At 54.2% G+C, this 19928-nt stretch carries 14 protein-coding genes; 2 read left to right on the top strand and 12 right to left on the bottom strand.

The window, feature by feature from the left end; genetic code table 11:
- Positions 1 to 4: 4 nt before the first annotated feature.
- The 7 genes from FO268_RS09840 to prpD all read right to left on the bottom strand — a co-directional run bounded on the left by FO268_RS09840 (position 5) and on the right by prpD (position 8571).
- Positions 5 to 871: an XrtA system polysaccharide deacetylase gene (locus FO268_RS09840; RefSeq protein ID WP_150992436.1), complete on the bottom strand. Its 867-nt coding sequence runs from the start codon at positions 869 to 871 to the stop codon at positions 5 to 7.
- Positions 872 to 909: 38 nt separating this feature from the next.
- Positions 910 to 2148, bottom strand: a complete 1239-nt coding sequence (locus tag FO268_RS09835) for an outer membrane beta-barrel protein (RefSeq protein WP_150992434.1) — start codon at positions 2146 to 2148, stop codon at positions 910 to 912.
- 43 nt (positions 2149 to 2191) lie between these two features.
- Complete coding sequence (locus FO268_RS09830; RefSeq protein ID WP_225316579.1) at positions 2192 to 3139, bottom strand: P-loop NTPase family protein; 948 nt, start codon at positions 3137 to 3139, stop codon at positions 2192 to 2194.
- Positions 3139 to 4665: an XrtA system polysaccharide chain length determinant gene (locus tag FO268_RS09825; protein ID WP_150992432.1), complete on the bottom strand. Its 1527-nt coding sequence runs from the start codon at positions 4663 to 4665 to the stop codon at positions 3139 to 3141. Before FO268_RS09825 ends, FO268_RS09830 begins: the two co-directional genes overlap by 1 nt.
- Positions 4666 to 4717: 52 nt before the next feature.
- Positions 4718 to 5362 carry an XrtA/PEP-CTERM system exopolysaccharide export protein gene (locus FO268_RS09820; RefSeq protein ID WP_150992430.1) on the bottom strand — a complete coding sequence of 215 codons (645 nt, stop codon included), beginning with the start codon at positions 5360 to 5362 and terminating at the stop codon, positions 4718 to 4720.
- 59 nt (positions 5363 to 5421) lie between these two features.
- On the bottom strand, positions 5422 to 6834 hold the full coding sequence (locus FO268_RS09815) for a TIGR03013 family XrtA/PEP-CTERM system glycosyltransferase (RefSeq protein WP_150992428.1): 1413 nt from the start codon (positions 6832 to 6834) through the stop codon (positions 5422 to 5424).
- A gap of 252 nt (positions 6835 to 7086) precedes the next feature.
- Positions 7087 to 8571, bottom strand: coding sequence for a 2-methylcitrate dehydratase (gene prpD, locus FO268_RS09810; protein WP_150992426.1), 1485 nt, complete (start codon positions 8569 to 8571; stop codon positions 7087 to 7089).
- A 464-nt stretch (positions 8572 to 9035) separates the two neighbouring features.
- On the opposite strand from prpD, the gene FO268_RS09805 reads away from it, so the two are divergent.
- Entirely contained in the window at positions 9036 to 10658 is a 1623-nt protein-coding gene (locus FO268_RS09805) for an FAD-binding oxidoreductase (RefSeq protein WP_150992424.1), read from the top strand.
- Positions 10659 to 10778: 120 nt separating this feature from the next.
- A complete protein-coding gene (locus FO268_RS09800; protein ID WP_150992422.1) occupies positions 10779 to 11618 on the top strand; it encodes a PEP-CTERM/exosortase system-associated acyltransferase in 840 nt (279 codons plus the stop codon).
- 133 nt (positions 11619 to 11751) lie between these two features.
- On the opposite strand, the gene FO268_RS09795 is transcribed toward FO268_RS09800, so the two are convergent.
- From FO268_RS09795 to prpC, 5 genes are all read right to left on the bottom strand, one after another.
- Positions 11752 to 12564 (bottom strand): THxN family PEP-CTERM protein, encoded by an 813-nt coding sequence (locus FO268_RS09795; protein WP_150992420.1) that lies wholly within the window; start codon positions 12562 to 12564, stop codon positions 11752 to 11754.
- A 681-nt stretch (positions 12565 to 13245) separates the two neighbouring features.
- Positions 13246 to 14844, bottom strand: a complete 1599-nt coding sequence (locus FO268_RS09790; RefSeq protein ID WP_150992418.1) for a hypothetical protein — start codon at positions 14842 to 14844, stop codon at positions 13246 to 13248.
- 105 nt (positions 14845 to 14949) lie between these two features.
- Positions 14950 to 16119 carry a 2-methylaconitate cis-trans isomerase PrpF gene (gene prpF / locus FO268_RS09785; protein WP_150992416.1) on the bottom strand — a complete coding sequence of 390 codons (1170 nt, stop codon included), beginning with the start codon at positions 16117 to 16119 and terminating at the stop codon, positions 14950 to 14952.
- Positions 16116 to 18728: a Fe/S-dependent 2-methylisocitrate dehydratase AcnD gene (acnD, locus tag FO268_RS09780; protein ID WP_150992414.1), complete on the bottom strand. Its 2613-nt coding sequence runs from the start codon at positions 18726 to 18728 to the stop codon at positions 16116 to 16118. Before acnD ends, prpF begins: the two co-directional genes overlap by 4 nt.
- Entirely contained in the window at positions 18725 to 19855 is a 1131-nt protein-coding gene (prpC, locus tag FO268_RS09775) for a bifunctional 2-methylcitrate synthase/citrate synthase (protein ID WP_150992412.1), read from the bottom strand. Before prpC ends, acnD begins: the two co-directional genes overlap by 4 nt.
- Positions 19856 to 19928 lie beyond the last annotated feature (73 nt).

Below are 19928 nucleotides of genomic sequence, written 5' to 3'. Positions count from 1 at the left end.
TCTCTTAGACGACAACAGCACCAGCGGGTATCTTGGTCTCCGACAGTACATCTGAAACTGAGCCGAAACGGAAGTCCTCAAGCAATTGCTCAAGCCTCCCCATACATTTGTCCAGATTGTTATAGTGCCTGAAGCGTGAAAGTGGTTTGACCTTCAATCGGGGCTGGCCGGTATCTATCTCCCATGGATGGAGATAGAAAATGAAAGGCTGCCCTGCCCTGTTAATCTTGCCAAGTCCCCATCGGCTCAGCCAATACGGGTAAAGACGGAAGTATCCCCCTCCCGCTATGGGTAACCGGTAGCTACCCAAGGGGCAGGTAGAAAGTGGAAATTCGATCAGTGTGCCGCCGCCGGGGGCTTCCAGCCGATAAGGTTCGTGGGGCGTACCCGGCATGCCGTAGCGGTCGTGATGCACCGGGAAAATGGATGAGTCCCAGGTAAACCCCTCTTCACAAAGGATATCCAATGCCCAGCGCGACTGCGCAGTAATCGAGTAGCTGGCTGCCCGGTACCCTGTAATGGGCTCGCCGGTTATATCTTCCAGTATTTGTTTCGACCTTCGGGTTTCATCCCGGAAGACCTCCGGCGTCTGCTTATAAACCAGCTGATGGCTATAACCGTGGCTAGCAATCTCGTGCCCGGCTTTCTGGATCCGCCTGATCAGTTCAGGAGACCGTTCAGCCACCCACCCCAAAGTAAAGAACGTAGCTTTCACACCTTTTTGTGAAAACAGTTCAAGCAACCGATCCGTGTTGGCCTCTACGCGATATTCCATCGACGACCAGTCATTCTGGTCGACGGCTTCCGCAAGCGCAGCCACCTGAAAGTAATCTTCAACATCGATGGTCAGCGCGTTCTTTGTCACGTCCATATAGCTCCGGGTAGTAGACTTTCTTCTGCGACGGCAAATCAGAAAAACTTGTAGTCAAGAGCCAGTGATACCCAGTTCTCCTGGTATTCACCGGCGCTTGAATCACTGTCTCTGGTGGTATGGCCAACGCGACCGCTAATATCAAGATCCTGGGTAAGCTCGTAAATCAGGCCGATATCGGCGCTATAGGTGTCATCATCAATGTCATCAGAATCGAAAGTGCGATGCCGATATCTGCCCCGGGTCTGAAGAGAAAGCAAGGTTGAGATTGTGCGGTTGTAGTTAACTGTAAAACCGACGGCCTCCTCAACTTCGTCTGTCCGGAAGTAATGTTGTCGGTTGCCGAATACACCTACATCGATGGTAGATGCATCGCTGAATTGTCTCACAAAACCCGCGCTTGCTGCCGTTACCTCTACCGCACTGGTTTCACGCAGGTTGAAAACAACTTCTCCAAACCGGACATCAAAATCGGATGTCTGGTCAGTCAGTTCACGACTGCCTCTGACATAAGCCTGGGTTACAGGATTGATCTCCCGGTCAAGAGAGAAGTTCCATACAACGCCATCATTCGTCTGGGTATTACCCCCGAAAGTGCTCTCTATTTCGCTGACACCAATACTTCCCGATAAGCTTGTTGCCTGCCAGGTTTTGGAGAAAAACACGCTGGCTACGTCGGTATCAATTTCAGCGCCGGTATCCAGTTCCGCCCGGTTGGTACTGAACTGAAGTCCGCCAGAGAGTGTCTGGCTGAAGATATGGTTCCAGCTGGCGCTGCCGATGTAACGGTCACTGTCTGGATCTTCCGGTTCACTATAGTCCGTGTTCTGATACTTTGCGGAAAACGTTAACTGGTCGAGTTGGCCAAGCATTAAAGAATAAACCGGCCCGGTCTTGAAGACGTTCTTTCGTGTGCGGTTCTCCGGAGTGTCGCTGGCTCTCGCGTTTTGAGAAACGTCCCGCAGGTTGTCGGACACTTCCCAGGAAAGCCCTCTCGCAATTTCGCAATCTCCGTCGAAATCCAGAGCTACATAGTTCCGGGGATCAAAGGTATCGTCATGCCAGACACCATAACCAAGCTCTGCAGCGGTTCGTGCCTCACACTCGCCGGGATCAGTCCGGTGCGCAACTGTCAGGTTGGCTCTTGTTTCCGTATCGCTGGTTTCGTTTGACGATGTGCGCGCTGCGTTGTCGCTGAAGCGACTGGTCAGCCCTCCTGACAAGGTCAGTGGCTCAGAGTGGGCTACGTTAGCAGCAGCAAGGACCGTGCACGCCATAGTATACGTGAAAAATTCTGGGCACTTCCGTGGCCCGGCTGATCTAGCCATTGATAACCGCTCCAACAAATTTTTCCGGGTTGAACGCAGAAGCCGCATCCTCGACACCGCTAATCGTCATGCCTCCGTGAGGAATAACCAGCATCGCGTAATCGCACAGATCGGCAAGAATGCGGGCATCAGGTGTTTCTGTAATAGGCGCGGTATCCAGTACGATGAACCTGTCCGGATACCGTCTTCGAACAGCCTGCAGAAACTGCTTCATGCGGAACGACGTGAAGAATTCACTTGGGGTTTCACGCCGGCTACCCGCCGGAATCAGGCGCAACCTGGGGATGCCGGTGGGGTACAGAATGCGTGAGATGTCGAAATCGGAATCGTCCAGAAAATCAGTCAACCCGGCTTCAGGAACAATATCCAGGGTGGAATGAAGGGCGGGGTTGCGCAGATTGCAATCAATGATCAGGGCCGTTTTCGCCTCGTCGAACGCAAAAGCGGCAGCCAGGTTCAGCGAAACAAAGGACGCCCCGGCGCCAGTACCGGCGCCACTCACTACCATTGTAAAATTATTACCGCCAGATTTTTCCAGCAGTTTGGTACGGAGATTCCTGAAATGGTTTACCAGTTTTCTGTTACTGGATTCAGGATAGATGATCCGCCTTTCATCCAAATCATCCGGAGTTAACCGTCGCGGCTCCTGCATCCGGACAATCTGTTTACTGATGACGTATCTGTCGACGGTTCCGGGGCCAAGCTCAAGGGAACTTGGCACAAGCATCCGTGAGTCATCCCAGTCAGAGTAAGACCGCCCCCCTGACACCTCGCCGCCTTTACCGTTACCGCTGCCGTTGGCGTTGGCGTTGGCGTTGCCTCGACTTTCGGACCCGGGTTGATAGTCACCGCCCACGCTTCTGACGCGATTGTCTTTCCTGGCGTCATGGTCCTGCTTATCGAAGATTTCTTTGTCCTGATCCGTTCTGGAATCGTTCATTAGAATACTCCAAACACTGCGGCCAGAGCGACTGCGATATAGGCCCCTGCCACGACAACCGCCATTACTGAAACTGCCATTGTCACCCTGCGCTCCCGTCGTTTCTCGAACGGCGTACGCACTTCAGGAAACTGCTCCAGTATCGACAATTCAAGTACGTCCTCAATCTGTTCCCGGGACCGTACTCTCGGGTCTACCTGCAACAAGGCCGCTACAGCGCCGAATGGCGCGACTAACCCTATGAACAGTCCTGCGAACGCGAACATTGAAAACTGCGGCCCTGCTGGACTCGTGGGATACTGTGCCGTTTCGTTAATCCGGTAATTCAGTCCCTGCCCTTCAATATCGAGGTGCATGGAAACCCGTGCCGTTTCCCGACGTTTAAGCAGATCGTTATAAATCTCCTTATTGACTTCCAGGTCTCGCGTCAGCTCTGAGTACTGAGCCTTGTTTGACTGGATGCCCTCCATGCGACCTTTTTGCTCCGCAATCAGCCTTTGAAGAGACTGGATCCGCGTTTCCACGGTCTCAATCTCCGTATTGGTGGTTACCAACGTAGAGCGCATGTCCTGGAATACCGGATTGGCAATGTTTTCATCACCGAACGATTCTGGCGAATCCATCTGGGTTTCTAGCGCTCGATCCCTTTGCTTGCGAAGCTCAGCAATCTGTTCGCGTAGAATAACGATGTCCGGATAGGTATCGTGGTAGCGCAACCGCAATGAGTCCAACTGTTCTTCCATTGAGTTGATACGCTGCTGGTAGGCATCACCGGCCTGCCCCTGGCGAATTCTGGGGTTGACCTCCGTCATTTGCCGTTCGATCGCATTGGCTCGGGTTTCAAGCTCCTCCTTCTCAAGCTGGGCCATTTCCAGGCGGCTTTGGAGGTTCGACAAGCGGGAGTTGGCACTGGACTCTGTTCCGTCAACATTTTCTGACAGGAACTGTTTCAGGCGCTCCTCTACCCCGGCGATCTGCCGTTCGTAACTTTTGACCTGTTTATCGATAAAGTCATAAGCCGAACGGCTTTCAGCCCGCTTCCGGTTACTGTTTTCTGATATGAACACCTGCCCCAGTTTCTGCGCGATCTGAAACGCTTTGAGGGGAGACGACGCTGAATAGCCAATACTGAAGTAATTGTCGCCGCGCGTAGCCACCGACATATTACTTCGGATACCGCTTATGCGGCCCGTCAGCGCTTCGTCACTCATGTTCTCAGCGTTCTCGCCAAAAATCTCAGTGTCCCTGGCGATTTTCTCCATCACGCTGCGGGTCCACAGCAGCTCCTTGGCCGCAGAAGCTTTTTCACTGATTCCGGTCGTGACGGCCCGCCCTTCCATCAATGGCTGAATGATATTTCGGTCGTCCACAAAAATAATAACCTGGGACTGGTATTTGTATGGCCACAGAAACCCAGCCGCCAGCACGGCAAAACTGACCGCAGCGAACACAAACAGAGCAAGCCATTTGCGGGTACGGATCTCACGAGCAATTTCTGTAGGTAACCGAGTTAATGGAAGTGCCATAGTTATTACCTGCTATCTGAAGGCGCCAGCTGAATTGTTACTCCCGAATTCATCAGATACGTCTCTCTGGCACCGTCAGGATGTCGCCCGGGCGAAGCCTGTAATTGGTGGAAATATCACCTCGGGTCAGTATTTCGTCCAGTTTGACGGGGATTGCGACAACCTCTCCGTCAACTTTCCTGAACAGGACCGATTTGTTTGCAGCTGCGAAGGGTGAGAGGCCTCCTGAGTTCAGCACCATATCCAGTACTGTCATGCCGGCGCGATGCGGAACGGAGGTTGGTTGTTGAACAGCTCCGGTTACCCGAACGCGGTCACTGAATTCGTGGCTCCCCATGCTTGTCACAACGACACTGACCTGGGGCTCACGAATATAAGACTCGAGGCGCAGCTCGATATCCTTGGCCAGCTCTTCCGGTGCCAGCCCACTGGCCTGCACATCACCAGCGAGAGGCACCGAGATCTTCCCATCGGGCCTGATGGGTACTGAGATACTGAGATCTTCGTTGCGCCAGACTGAAATACGGACAACGTCTGTCGCCCCCAGAATGTACTGGTCGACGCTGTTCGTTGTGTCAACATTCAAAGCCTTCTGAATCTTTTCGGGCGATGAGGTGCCGGGGCCGGCACAACCTGCAATAAGTGTTACCGCAGTCAGGGACAGGAGAAGTCCCTTCAGTGAGTACTTCGATGACATTGTTTATCCTCTCTGGTTCCGTTTGTATTTCCATGTCTCGGGGAGAGCTGGTCCCGAAACTACCTTGATCCTTTTTTGAACAGTACCACTTCTACTGTCTGAATTATAATCAATAAGTCGAGCAGCAGACTTTGGTTCTTGATGTAGTAGAGGTCATAGCGGAGCTTTTCGCGGGTGTCCTCTTCATTATCTGCATAAGCAAAACAAAGCTGGGCCCAGCCCGTCAAACCCGGTTTGACCCGATGACGCTCGCTGTAGAACGGAATCTTCTCCGACAACTGCTCTACAAACACCGGTCTTTCGGGCCGCGGCCCAACGAAGGCCATGGTGCCATTCAGTACATTAAAAATTTGTGGCAATTCGTCAATCCGCACTTTACGGATGAATTCCCCTACCCGGGTTACACGAGCGTCATTCTTGCTCGCCCATACTGCACCGTTTTTTTCGGCGTCCGTTCTCATTGAACGGAATTTGTGTACCTTGAATACACGCCCGTTAAGCCCAACCCGTTCCTGACTGTAAAAAATCGGTGCTTTGAAGCCGTCCTCGATCTTGATGGCGATGGCGGTCAGCAGCATAAGCGGCAAGCCGGCCAATAACAGAACGCTGGCAGCCAATATGTCGAGGGAACGTTTGCCAAACCCGAATACGGACGAGACGGTGAATCCGTCAGAGAACACCAGCCACCCGCGGGTGACCATCTCAAGGGCTACTTTCCTGGACTCCCGCTCGTAGAACGAGGCACCGTCCACGATCCTCACTCCTTCCATCTTGCATTCCAGCAGGTCCTCCATGGGCAGCCCTTTGCGGCGATCATCCACAGCTACCACGATCTCATTGACCGGATGTTTGATAATGTACTGTTGAAGTGTCGTGGGGATGTTCAGCAGATATTCTTCGCTGATTTCAATCGGCTCGTCCGGCAATGGCACAAAGCCGGTCAGGATAAAGCCCTTACGGTTGAATGGCGTTCTCAGATCCTCGTGAATCTGCCTTGCGCGGAAGCCAGCACCCAGCACCAGCACCTTTCGTTTAAAGGTTTCCTTGCCCACGGTGGCAAAAAAGAGCAAGCGGGCAATCCCCAGTAAGAAAAAACCGAAAACCGATCCTGTCGTCAGCACGCCGCTGGCGCCGAGGTACCACAGCCACTCACTGGACAGAAGGTGGGCAAATCCACACAGGGGTATACTCACGATCAATGCCATGATGGTGCGCAGCATCATTCCCGACATGCCCTCTTCCAGGCGGGACTGATGAACACCCAGGGCGACCATGACCAACAGGTTTATTGCTGAAAACACGATTGCGGAGGGCAACAGGAAACCCAGGTTTTCAGAAAAGAAGGAAAGGTCACCGAAATAGCGAAAGAACACAGCCAGCGCAAAAGCAAACGCCAGCACGAGAAAATCGATCAGGCCAAGAATGACATACGGAAGATGGATATAGTGTTTGAACAATCTGACGTGGGCCACGCCAACTCCTTTTGCTGTTCACAACTACAAGAAAACGCATCCAGTGCGCTTACATACGGCGTTACGTGAACAGCAGTGTACTGTAAATTTCTGTAACTGCAATCACCGGTTTACGAGCAACGCCGGTTAGATGTGAAGGAGTCTGACGGCCCAAAACCCGCAATCGGCGGGTGCTCCCTGATTGCACGAAGCGTTCTCTGGCTTCGAGTATGTATATTTAACTGACATAACCGTAATCTTGCCGTAACACTGTCATATCACAAAAAGCTCAACGAACTCGTGAACGGGCGTACCTTCCAGCTCTTTCTGGTCCTTGCAGAGCTGAAAGATCTGCTCGCAGCGCTGGCCGGGGAACCGCGTGGCGAGGTTGCTGCGAAATTTGTCTTCCAAAAGCGGGAGCCCTTCTTTTCTGCGGCGACGATGGCCAATAGGGTATTCAACAACAACCTTGTCTGTACTGCTGCCATCCTTGAAATGCACCTGTATGGCGTTGGCGATGGAACGCTTGTCCTCTTCCAGGTACTCACGGGTATATCTTTCATCTTCAACCACTTCCATTTTTTCCCGGACTCTGTCGATGACCGGATTGCCCGCATGGAAGCTGTCTTCGTAATGTTCAGCATTCAGATTGCCGAAGATCAGCGGTACTGCCGTCATGTATTGCAGACAATGGTCCCTGTCCGCAGCGTTCGCGAGCTTGCCCTGCTTGGAGATGATGCGAATGGCTGACTCATGGGTGGTGATGACAATCCGGTCGATCTCGTCGAGTCGATCTCTTACCTGCGGGTGCAGGGTTACGGCAGCCTCCGCCGCAGTCTGGGCGTGAAACTCAGCCGGAAAGGAAATTTTGAAGAGGATGTTCTCCATTACGTAGGATCCAAAATCCTGGGGCAACGAAAACTGACGCTCACCTTCAGGCTTCAGCGTCTGATCTTTATTGATTTTGCTGAACAGTACGTCGTAAAAACCCCACTGGGGGGCTGTCAGTGCACTCGGGATTCCCATCTCCCCTCTCATGGCAATATCTGCCAACCGCACAGCACGAGAGGTGGCATCGCCTGCTGCCCAGGATTTACGGGAGCCGGCGTTAGGTGCGTGACGATAGGTGCGTAAAGACTGGCCATCGACCCAAGCATGTGAAAGCGCCGACAGAAGCTGCTCACGGTTTGCACCCATCAGCTTTGCGGTGACAGCGGTGGACGCCACTTTCACCAGGACTACGTGGTCCAGCCCTACCCGGTTAAACGAATTCTCCAGAGCCAGAACACCCTGGATTTCGTGGGCCATGATCATGGCTTCCAGCACACTCTTCATGGACAGCGGGGTATTACCCCCGGCAACCCGTCGTTGGGAAAGATGGTCAGCCACCGCAAGGATCCCTCCAAGATTGTCGGACGGGTGGCCCCATTCGGCCGCGAGCCAGGTATCGTTGTAGTCCAGCCAGCGGACGATGCACCCAATATCCCAGGCAGCTTTTACCGGGTCCAGGCGGAACGGCGTTCCCGGAACGCGGGCACCGTGGGGGACTACCGTACCCTCAACGAGAGGCCCAAGGTGTTTCAGGCAGTCGGGAAACCGGAGGGCAAGCAGCCCGCAGCCTAATGTATCCATCAGGCAGTGTCGGGCCGTCGTCATAGCCTCTTTACTCTTTATTCGATAGCTCAGGGTATAATCGGCGATCGTCTGTAAGAGGTGATCGTAGTCGGGGCGTTCGTTAAGATCGAAAGTTGCTGACATTGAACTGGTTCCCTTGTCGGAAGCTATATGTGTTGCAGCCTAGTTGAAGAAGCCATGGAATCCAGTGGACACGTATGTATAATATCGATATATATTCATATGTATGTCCACTTTCGCTACACATTTAATCTGCCAGCAATATTAAACCGTATTAATTTCAAATAGTTAAATAAGCGAGCGCCTCTATATCTCGTTGATTAACTTTTTCTGACAGCTTATTACATAAATAAGTTAAAATATTATTAATAAACCACCCCTGCTTTACTTCTCTGATATCACTTTAACTGCTTGATTGTAATTCAGTTCTTTATCACCATTCGTTTTCAAAGTCGTAATGCTATACCGTGGTCTTGCCTCCCTTAACTCGCCTATAATCTCGCCCTAATGACCCTAATGATGAACAACCCGTCAGCAAACGTTAACAAAACACCTATTAACGATATTGATTAACCGTGGAACCGCCCGTGAATAGCACCTCTACAGAGTCTGCAATTGCCGAATGGGTCACTATTCTGGGTGAATCCGGAGTAGTCGCTGCTGGCGCAGAGAGTTTTGGTGCTTCCACAATAGGAACAACCCGTACTATTCCGGCCGTGCTTCGCCCGGAGAATCAGGAGCAGGTGGCAGAGCTTTTACAAGTCGCGCAACGGTGGCAGGTTGCGGTCTACCCCGTTAGCACCGGCAATAACTGGGGCTACGGCAGTGCCAACCCTGTTGAGGACAACTGCGTCATTCTCGATCTGAGCCGGCTTGATCGTATTTCCGATTTTGATCCTGAAATGGGCGTTGTCACTGTTGAACCCGGCGTAACCCAGGGCGCCCTTAGGGCTTTCCTTGATGCCCATGAAGGCGAATATCTTGTTCCAGTGACCGGCGCGGGCCCCACCTGCAGCATTCTTGGTAATGCCCTTGAACGTGGTTACGGCATTACGCCCATTACAGACCATTTTGCAGCGGTGACAAAGATCGAGGCCATATTGCCCGACGGCACCCGCTACCAGACGCCCCTGAGTGAACTGGGCGCTGCAGAAGTAGACGGCCTTTTCAAGTGGGGGTTGGGGCCATATCTGGACGGGCTGTTCAGTCAGGGGAATTTCGGCGTAGTGGTGAATATCACCATCGCCCTCGCGCCCGTCCCCGAAACCGTGACCGCATTTTTCTTCTCCACTAAAGACGACGCCAAACTGGAAGCCCTGGTCCCCACCGTCAGGGCCGTGCTACGGGCCCTTGGCGGGTCTGTCGTGGCAATCAACCTGCTCAACAGCCAGCGCATGCTCTCTATGATGACGCCCTTCCCTGAAGACAAAGCCATTAATGGTGTTCTTCCTGCCCCTGAAGTGGAAAGCATGGCTCACAGCCATGGTGTTCCCGCCTGGAGTGGGGTTGGCGCAATTTATGCCTCCAAAGAAGTAGCTCGGGCAGCCCGACGCACGCTACGACGGCTTCTCGGGCCGGTGACTGACCGCCTCATTTTTATCAACCGGCGGAAAGTTGACACCGTGCGAAATGTTGCCCGTTTACTGCCCGGCCGGCTGGCTACACGGGTCAAGGGCATGGCGGACACGCTCTCGGGAGCTCTGGAAATCATGCATGGCACGCCCAACGATGTTGCATTGGCGCTGGCCTATTGGCGCTCAGGAGAGCTGCCAGCGCCCGGAGAACCGAAAAATCCCGCTCGCGATGGCTGCGGCCTTATATGGTTTGCGCCGCTGGTTCCGATACGAGGAAAAGATGTTCGCCGTTATATCGACATGATTGAAAGAGTTTGCCCGCAGTACGGCATCAATCCACTGATTACACTGACGACCGTAAATGATCGCTGTTTCGACTCTACCGTTCCCCTGCTGTTTGACCGCAGGGATGCCGATGCGACAGCACGGGCAAACGACTGCTATCGCGCACTGGTGGAGGCGGGACAAAAAGAAGGCTTCCTTCCCTACCGTCTCAACATCGACGCGATGGGAATGCTGAATACCGGTGACTCCGCTTTCTCAAGACTTGCCAGTCAACTGAAAGCCGCAGTCGACCCCAATTTTATCCTGGCGCCCGGACGTTACGTGCCCAGGATAAAGCGTTCCGAGGTCTGATGAGCTGTAACCTCGATACACCCGTAGTACGCCGTCTGTTGACGCTCTAAGCGGCGCTTTTATTTCACTGCGACTATCGCCCTAACAGCTCCCGGAAAGGGACAGAACGAGGATATAGAGATGCACTCAGGGTTTGCACTTCAACATATAAAAGAAAACACAAAAAACGAGCCGAATGAGGAAGATGTCAGCACCATTTTCAATTCGGTATTCAATGTCCAGTTGGCGACATCGCCAGAGGTGATTAACGAGGTCTTCGCAGTCCGGTACCAGGTTTATTGCATTGACCGGCCTTTCGAAGACCCCAACTGCTTTGCTGATAAAATGGAGCATGATGCCTACGATCCCCGATCCGCACATGCATTGATCCGACACCGGATAACCGGAGACAGCGTAGCCGCCGTTCGTCTTGTTATGGCGGGAGATACTCCTGAAGAGGCCGATTTTCCCATGGAACGCCCGTGCCTGCCCCGAATGGACCAGAATGCGCGAAATGCCTTTGCAGGCGCGCGCCGGGAGCACATCGCAGAAATCTCCCGGATGTCGGTCAGCCGGGAGTTCCGGCGGCGTCTCAATGAAGACCTGTCAGCCACGGGTATCAGCGATTTTGCCTGCTACAGTGATGCAGAAAACGGCAAACGCGCCATGCCTTACATCAGCCTTGGGCTTTTCTCCGCGATCCTCCAGATGTCGGTCAAACATGGCATAACTCACTGGATGGCCGTCATGGAGCCCGCACAGCTGCGCCTGTTAAAGCGGTTTGGGGTGGAATTTGATCATGTGGGGCCGGTCATGGAGTACCATGGGCGCCGCCGTCCTGCCTTCACCGAGGCAGCATCACTGATTGAAGGCATCAGACAGCGTCGTCCGGATGTCTGGTCACTGATCACTGACAATGGTCGCTACTTGCCAGCAAAGCCGGATGCAGCCTACAAGGCAAGCGAAAGAGAGGTTGCCTGAAGTTACGCCTGGACGGAGCCGTATGCCCAAAGGTGTGCGTTGACAAAGGAACACCTCAAATCAAAAAGCCCCCGCCACATGGCGGGGGCTTTTCTTCAAGCACTTTTAGCTAAACGTCAGATCTTCTCAAACGTTATGCTTGTGCTGCTTTTTTCCTGCGTGACAGACCAAGCCCTGCAAGGCCCAGGCCCAACAGTGCGAGGGTGCCTGGCTCAGGCACTTCTGTAGCAGTGATACGGAAACGGGTTTCGAAGTCGTTCACCGCACCTTCCTGAGTGATCAGACCGATACAGGTAGCTGATGCGCCAGCTTCTGTACAAGCTTCCTCGCCGAGGTAGGCCAGACCAGCCAGCTCAAGGAATACTGTATAGGTGTAGTCATCAATGGTGAACGACGGTGAGGCAAATTCGAAGCCGTCATCCGTTTCCACGAGGCCCAGGTCATCAATGTTGTCAATGGTGAAAATGTCATCGCAGTTAGAAATTGATGCGGTGATACAGTTACCATTGTTCAGAGTTTCATTGAAGAAACTCGCGAAGGTACGAGACTCCGGAGCCAGAGGGTCTCCGGCCGGGTTAGCTGGGGTCAGCGTCAGCGTGGACGTCAGATCGAAGCTTTCCAGTGCAGCACCTCTGGCGGGCAACACGTTGTTGGTATGGGTAAATGTGCCACCCGTTACGTAGCCGCCGTTGGTCATGAGGCCACTTCCGGCAGATACATCAGTGATCGAAACCGATGACTGCGGATCAGAAACACCCCATGAAAGCGTGCGGTTGGAGTCAGAGGCTGTAACGCCACCGTCTCCACCGGTCTGAGTCCAGTTGGAGAACTCGCTGTTTACCTCATAGCCCCAATCCGTGATCAACTCGGCGCTCGCAGACTGCGCGCCCAGCGCGAACGGGACAACAAGAGATGCTAAAAGTGTTCTTTTAATTGCAGTATTCATAGGTTACTCCTCCTTGATTATGGACGCCGACGACTAAGTACACACGTCAGCGGTCTACCATGACAAAGCATCTCCCATGCCACATATAAAAATTTCTGCTTTTTCAACTTATTACAATTATTCCCTCAGTGTTTTATAAACACAGGTGTAAGCATATTCGACAGCCAGATAACCTATATGCATCGCCTTAGGCTCCATGTGTTTTATAACGATACATATAAGCAGAAAAGTCCATAACGTAAACCTTCAAATAGCTCACTTTATAACTGACTGTTAATAAAAATCGCATCTAAAAAGCACTTAAACAACAGCCCGCCGTATAAGGGCGTAAATTATGCTGACGTCGGTAATGCGAACCAGGACGCAAAATTTCGATATATAAGTGTTGGGTTTCTATACACCCCTTGTTTCAAATCCGTTACACCCTGAATGCTTAATCGGTTACCCAACTGTTTTAAATGAAGTATTCCCTAGCTGGTGCTTTTTGTTGCTGGAACTCAGCCAGCCTATCGCTGCACATAAGATGACACGCAGAACACAGGATGCCTGCGAGAAAGAGGGAGAACGAAAAATTGAAAGGACCAAACGCCAACGTGTTTGCTGGCTAGGTAGTAGCTCTGGGGCTGGCAGGCAAGGCCTCCACAGCACCCACAGTCAACGTAAATAATTCTGACGGCGCTATCAGTTAACCGTTCGGTAGTCCGACGTCACGAAGCTTAGCCACCCTCTTTCCAGCTCAAGTTCCTGCAAAGCAAAACCGTCGTCACAGAATGAAAACACGCTCACGTGGCTGTTGATGGCATAGAGCGCATCCATTGACTGGCAGTTGTACTGCAGTTTCGTGACGGCACCAAGATAGCTTCCGGTGTCTTCATTCACTTCCCAGATTTCAGGGTTCAGTAGCGCCACGGGACTATCAATGGCCTTTGGTTCGTCAGAGGTGAGCGCAAATACTTTTGAGCGGTCGCCTCCCCGGGCGAGATTTTGTGCGGTGGCATAATAGGTTTCTACTGCAGTCACAAGTGGCTCCGCAGCGGCCTGAATCATCAGGGTTCTGTACCGCAACTCTGAGTTTAGGTAGTTGATGAAAAGCAGGGAGTCTGTGCGAGCGGCCCTGAACGCAGAATCTTCGGCCAGAAGCAGAGTGACCTCACCGGAGGCAAGGTCAATGCTATGCGCTTCACTCGTAGAGACAAGCCGGTCAACATCGTCGTAGGTGGAAGACAGGACAATGGCCTTGCGACCCACGAGAAAAACCTCATCGATCACCCAGCCATTGTCGTATTTTTGTGAAAAGTCAGCCAGAACGGAAGCAGACCGGTTGATCTGGTCGACCTTGTGAAGCACCCCGCCATCGTCGATAACGGCATATCGATCGTCCTCAATAAGGGACCGTGACGCCAGCCTTGCGTTGCGAGAAAGCCCGGTCAGCAGTGGCTTCGCCCCGGAAAGCCCCGAGTTCACTAACATCGAGACCGTTGTAGCAAGAAACCGATCATCATTCAAAACACCAACATAGGTGTCGTCATGAGTCAGGCCAGGCGCTGCCATGGGATAGATTTCCGGCTTCCTTGTGCTTCCTTCAAGGCGCTGCAATACCCGCCCGGACTCATCGTAAAGGGTAACCGTCTTATCCGCATGGTTATGGGCGGAAATCAAGTCGATATTACCTTCGCCATTGAAGTAGACATGGGAATAAGTCGATTTCCCGTCCGCCTCCCAGCGGTCGACCTTTCCGTTCTCGAACTTCACCCAGTATGTATTATCGTCAGAATCGACAGAGGTGTCACAAGTAAGGTTTCCGCCGGACATCTCCACATAGACTAGCCCGCTGGCAAGATCGCTGTTCGCGAAACCTCGCACGGAACATGGTTCCTGCCCTTTCCCCAGGTCCCATAATTCAGCGCTTTCCCCGGTGACACGGCTGTGAATTGATACTGCATCAGGGCTGGCCGTCACGACTGCGGGAGCGAATAAATCATCTTCATAGACGCCGCCAGCAAATACCTGGCCGCCTACGCTGTCGTCCGACTGAACAACCCCCAGGGACCGGGACTGAAGATTGCGACGGTAGACTCTGGGGTTATCTTCGGTGCCTCGTAACGAAAAATCGTAGGCAATCGTGCCATCCGTATCTGGCAGGGAGCTATCCCCCGTAGCATCAGACCCGGAGGCGGCGGAGCTCCCTGACGAGGAGCTTCCTTCGCCACATCCGGTTAATACGAGAGACAGTGTCAGTATGGTTGCAGACAGGCGGGAAAAACCAGATGGTTGCGGCATGTTCACATTCCTTTGAAATTTAAGCGTTTATCCCTTTTCTTAAAAAGGCTTACAAGCGCTCTATTTCAGAATCGTGAAACATGTCGCACACAACGTCACATTTCGTTACAAAGGAACCCTTACCCAGCCTTCCATCAGTACACGCGCACTGCGGCTCATAATCGCCTTTGTAGCAGTCCATTGGCCATTTAGCTGGGCGGCTTCCGCTCCTACCTGCAAGGTGCCGGAGGGGTGGCCGAAGGTCACTGATGTCCGGTCTCCACCGCCGGCTGCCTGGTTCACCAGCGTTCCCGGCACAGCTGCAGCCGTAGCAATGGCGACAGCGGCTGTACCCATCATGGCGTGGTGAAGCTTGCCCATGGAGAGAGCACGCACAAGAACGTCAACATCCCCTGCCCCGATGGTTTTGCCACTTGAAGAGACGTATTCGGAGGGCTTCGCCACGAATGCGACCTTGGGGGTGTGTTGGCGGTTGGCTGCTTCTTCCACCTGCTGGATCAAGCCCATCTTTACAGCACCGTGGGCGCGGATGGTTTCGAACATCGCCAGGGCTTCGGGGTTACTGTTGATATCCTCCTGCAACTCTGTGCCCGTGTACCCGATGTCTTCCGCATTCAGGAAGATGGTGGGTATACCGGCGTTGATCATTGTGACCTGGAGGGTTCCTATACCGGGCACTTCCAGGTTATCCACCAGATTGCCCGTGGGGAACATGGCGCCTTCACCGTCGGCCGGGTCCATGAACTCCACCTGCACCTCAGCAGCAGGGAAAGTAACACCGTCCAGTTCAAAATCACCGGTTTCCTGCACTTCACCATTGGTAATGGGAATGCGGGCAACGATGGTCTTCCTGATGTTGGCCTGCCAGATCCGAACGGTGGCGGTGCCGTTTTCGGGAATGCGGTCCCTGGCCACAAAGCCACCGTTAATGGCAAACGCGCCTACCGCAGCGGTCAGGTTGCCACAATTACCACTCCAGTCGACGAAGGGCTTGTCGATGGATACCTGCCCGAACAGGTAATCCACATCATGATCCGGCTGTGTAGGTGCTGCCAGGATAACGGTTTTGCTGGTACTGGAGGTGGCTCCACCCATGCCGTCGATCTGCTTCTGGTATGGGTCCGGGCTGCCGATGACCCGGAGCAGGAGCTTGTCCCGGGGTTCGCCCGGGACTTGTGCTGCCTCCGGCAGGTCTTGCAAGCGAAAAAAGACACCTTTTGATGTGCCGCCACGCATGTAGGTGGCGGGGATCCTGGTTTGGGGTGTATAGGTCACGCCGCCCCCTCCGACTGAAGGAAATCCTCGGCAAAGCGCTGCAATACCCCACCGGCGCTGTAGATGGACACCTCCTCTGCGGTATCCAGCCGACAAATTACAGGCACACGCTCGGTGCTGCCATTTTTGCGGTGAATGACCAGGGTGAGTTCGGCGCGAGGGGCAGCTGTGCCTTCCACGTCGTAGGTTTCGGTGCCATCGATGGCGAGGGTTTTGCGTGTGGTGCCTTCCTCGAATTGCAACGGCATCACACCCATGCCCACCAGGTTGGTCCGGTGAATACGCTCAAAGCCTTCAGCCACGATAGCCTCCACGCCAGCCAGAGCAACACCCTTGGCAGCCCAGTCACGGGAGGAGCCTTGGCCGTAGTCGGCGCCGGCAACAATGATCAGCGGCTGCTTGCGCTCCATGTAGGTTTCAATGGCTTCCCACATGCGGGTGACTTTGCCTTCCGGTTCGATCCTCGCCAACGAGCCCTGCTTCACGTTGCCGTTTTCATCCCGAACCATTTCATTGAACAGTTTCGGGTTGGCAAAGGTGGCACGCTGGGCAGTCAGGTGATCGCCACGGTGGGTGGCGTAGGAGTTGAAGTCTTCCTCTGGCACGCCCATTTTGTGTAAGTATTCACCGGCTGCGCTATCCATCAGTATGGCGTTGGACGGCGACAGGTGATCCGTGGTGATGTTGTCTGGCAAAACTGCCAGCGGGCGCATGCCCTTAAGGGTTTTCTCTCCAACCATACCGCCTTCCCAGTAAGGCGGACGGCGGATATAGGTGCTCTGGGGGCGCCAGTCGTAGTTCGGATTGGTGTTGGCCTGAGCATCCCGGGTGATGTCGAACATCGGAATGTAGGTGCTGCGGAACTGCTCCGGCTTCACGCTGGCCTTTACGATGGCGTCGATCTCCGCATCGTCCGGCCAGATGTCCTTCAGGGTGACGGGGTTGCCCTCTTTGTCGTACCCCAATGCATCTTTTTCAATGTCGAAGCGAATGGTGCCGGCAATAGCATAGGCCACCACCAGTGGCGGTGAGGCCAGGAACGCCTGCTTGGCATAGGGATGGATACGGCCGTCAAAATTGCGGTTACCGGAAAGCACGGCGGTGGAATACAGATCCCGATCGATGATTTCCTTCTGGATTTTCGGATCCAGCGCGCCGCTCATGCCGTTACAGGTAGTACAGGCGAACGCCACCACGCCGAAGCCGAGTTCTTCCAGCTCGGACATCAGGTTGGCTTCTTCGAGATACATCTTCACGGTTTTGGAGCCCGGCGCCAGGGAGGTTTTCACCCAGGGCTTCCGCGTCAGGCCAAGCTTGTTGGCATTGCGGGCAATCAGGCCCGCCGCCACCATGTTGCGGGGGTTGCTGGTGTTGGTACAGCTGGTGATGGCAGCAATGATGCATGCGCCGTCCGGCATTTTGCCCTCTTCCTGCTCCCACTTACCGGCAATACCGCGCGCCGCCAGTTCAGACGTCGGCAGGTGGGCGTGGGGGTTGGATGGACCGGCCAGAGTGCGATTGACCTTCGACAGATCAAACTTCAGCACACGTTCGTATTCGGCGTTTTGCATGCTGTCGGCCCACAGGCCGGTTTCTTTGGCGTACCTTTCCACCAGGGCAACCTGATCATCTTCGCGCCCGGTCAACTTCAGGTAATCGATGGTCTGGCCGTCGATGTAGAACATGGCAGCCGTAGCGCCATATTCCGGTGTCATGTTGGAAATGGTGGCGCGGTCACCCACGCTCAGGCTGTCAGCGCCTTCGCCGTAGAATTCCAGATAGGCCCCCACCACCCTTTCCTTGCGAAGGAATTCAGTGATGGCCAGAACCATATCGGTGCTGGTGATGCCCGGCTGCAGTTTGCCCTTCAGCTCAACACCAACGATGTCCGGCAGCCGCATCATGGAGGCACGGCCCAGCATCACGCTCTCGGCTTCCAGCCCGCCAACGCCTACGGATATCACACCGAGGGCGTCGACCATCGGGGTGTGGCTGTCGGTGCCTACGCAGGTGTCCGGGAAGGCAATATGTCTGCCCTCGCCGTCCGGGCGGTTCTGAATCACCGGAGACATTTTCTCCAGGTTGATCTGGTGCATGATGCCGTTGCCCGGAGGGATTACATCCACGTTCTTGAACGCTGTTTTGGTCCAGTTGATGAAATGGAACCGGTCGTCGTTGCGGCGGTCTTCAACGGCGCGGTTTTTCTCGAAGGCGTCTTTCTCAAAGCCCGCGTGTTCAACGGCCAGGGAATGATCCACGATCAACTGGGTTGGAACCACCGGATTGACCTTTGCAGGATCTCCGCCCTTCTCTTTGATGGCATCACGCAGGCCGGCCAGGTCTACCAGAGCAGTCTGGCCCAGGATGTCATGGCAGACCACGCGCGCCGGGTACCACGGGAAATCCAGGTCGCGTTTGCGCTCAATGAGCTGTTTCAGGGAGTCCGTCAGCACATTCGGGTCGCAACGGCGAACCAGTTGTTCCGCCAGGATTTTCGAGGTGTACGGGAGTTTGTCATAGGCGCCAGCCTGAATGTCTTCCACAGCCTGGCGGGTGTCGAAATAGTCCAGGTCAGTGCCCGGAAGGGGTTTGCGGTAATCAGTATTCATGCTCGCTCCTCAATCGGCACCCACTGTGCATGGGCCGGGCCGTTGTAATCGGCACTGGGGCGGATAATGCGGTTGTTTTCGCGCTGTTCTTTGACGTGGGCTGTCCAGCCGGAGACCCGGGACATCACGAAGATGGGGGTGAACAGTTCCGTGGGAATGCCCATGAAGTGGTAGGCAGAGGCGTGGAAGAAGTCGGCATTGCAGAAGAGTTTCTTCTCGCGCCACATGACTTCTTCGCAGCGCACCGACACCGGGTAAAGCACAGTGTCCCCCACTTCATTGGCGAGCTTCTCGGACCACCTCTTGATGATGGCGTTACGCGGGTCGGACTCGCTATAAACCGCGTGGCCGAAGCCCATGATCTTTTCCTTACGCTCCAGCATGCCCAGCAGGCCCTTCTCGGCATCGTCCGGGGTCTGGAACTTCTGGATCAATGCCATGGCTGCTTCGTTGGCACCGCCATGGAGCGGCCCCCGCAAGGTGCCAATGGCACCGGTTACACAGCTGTGAATATCAGACAGCGTGGAGGCACACACCCGGGCAGAGAAGGTGGAGGCGTTGAACTCATGCTCGGCATAGAGGATCAACGATACGTTCATAACCCGCTCGTGCAGTTCGTTGGGCTTCTTGCCGTGGAGCAACTCCAGGAAATGACCACCAATGGAGTCCACATCACTCGCTGTGTCGATGCGAACGCCCTCGTGGGCGAAGCGGTACCAGTAGGTGATAATGGCCGGGAACAGAGCCAGCATGCGGTCGATCTTGTCATCCTGCTCGCTGAAGTCGGTTTCAGTTTCGAGGTTACCCAGCATGGAGCAGCCGGTGCGCATCACGTCCATGGGGTGAGCATCTTTGGGAATATGCTCGAGCACGGCTTTCAGGGCATCCGGCAGAGTGCGCAGACTGGCCAGCTTTTTCTTGTACGCGTCGAGCTCCTGCTGATTGGGCAGCTTGCCGCGAAGGAGCAGATAGGCCACTTCTTCGAACTGGGCGTTCTCGGCCAGGTCGCTGATATCATAGCCGCGATAGGTCAGGCCGGTGCCGGACTGGCCCACGGTACACAGTGATGTTACGCCGGCAACCTGGCCGCGAAGGCCCGCTCCTCCGAGTTTTTTTGCTTCAGCCATGGTGTTTCTCCCCTCATCATTGTTTGGCTGTCGGATTACGGATTCGCCTAATCCGACCTACAATTAATACTTC

The sequence above is a fragment of the Marinobacter denitrificans genome (genome assembly GCF_008795955.1).
Classification (GTDB): domain Bacteria; phylum Pseudomonadota; class Gammaproteobacteria; order Pseudomonadales; family Oleiphilaceae; genus Marinobacter; species Marinobacter denitrificans.
This window is presented reverse-complemented; position numbering and strand designations above follow the sequence as displayed.